Here is a 1,022-nt window from a genome sequence, read left to right as displayed (position 1 = left end):
TGACATTGATTATGCGATAAAGTGGTATGAGATAAAGAGTAGTCAGTTTTCAAAGCTGGCTACTTTTTACGGCCAGAAAGGCTGGTTTGACCGTCAGGTTTTGCATGGAGAAGTGGTTGCTGGTGCGATTGTATTGGGATTTGCGGTTCATGCTTTAGCCTTTTTCGCGGTGGTAGGCGCTTACTATAAGCTCAGTGAAATCCTTTCAGACCATTACAACATTGAAGAGGCCAATAAAGAGGCGATAAGAAAAAGCTTTGATGGTTTAAGGGAAGAATTAAAGCAATCGATAGAAACGTTTAATGAAATGGAGCGTAAGCTTGATGAGGCATTTACTGCTTTGGAAGAGCAGACTGCCAGTTTATCGACAACGATTGCGCAATTAGGCGTTGAAGCAGGTAAGTTGCATAGCCAGGTTACGCGTCTTGAAGGGATGGTAAAACAACTTCAGGAGCAGCAAGAGAAGATGTTAGCCACGACTGGCAAATTGAATGATGCTGGTGAAAAACTTAGCCAGGAGATAGAATCACTTTCTTCGATTATTATAGAAAAGAAAGCAACGATTGATTTAGTTTCTGAGACGATTGTTTCTGTTGTAAAAAGTTCTTTGGAAGTTGAGAAAGCAAATATAGACGATAGCTTTAATGCAACTCATCTTTTAGAGAGAACTACAAAGCAAGCGGAAGTGATACAAGGGCACACTGAAAAATTTAAGCATATTGAATCAGAACATGATTCCAAAAAAGAAGCATTATCTCATTCTAATGAAGTCATGCTTCTTTTAAAAGAGAAACGGTCAGCTTCTGCGAACTCATCTCAAGAAACAAAAGAGTTGATTCAAAAATCGCAGTCTATCCACGAAAGAGCACGGCGAGCAATCGCTTTAAAGCAAAAAGCCAGTCATGGGCGAGACGAAGAAAATAGTCAAGTGAGGTCAGCATCCCCCGCGCTGAGCTAGCTATCCCCACTACTTCACAATGTTATCCACTGAATTTGTGGATAACATTGATTTTAATCGCCAT

The 1,022-nt window shown here is 40.4% G+C and carries 1 protein-coding gene; it reads left to right on the top strand.

The window, feature by feature from the left end:
• A partial coding sequence (locus Lfee_RS17180; protein ID WP_162262668.1) for a hypothetical protein occupies nt 1-958 on the top strand: 958 nt, incomplete at its 5' end.
• Nucleotides 959-1,022 lie beyond the last annotated feature (64 nt).

Source organism: Legionella feeleii (genome assembly GCF_001467625.1).
Lineage (GTDB): Bacteria > Pseudomonadota > Gammaproteobacteria > Legionellales > Legionellaceae > Tatlockia > Tatlockia feeleii.
Note: the sequence above shows the minus strand (reverse complement) of the source record. Positions and strands in the feature narration are given on the sequence as shown.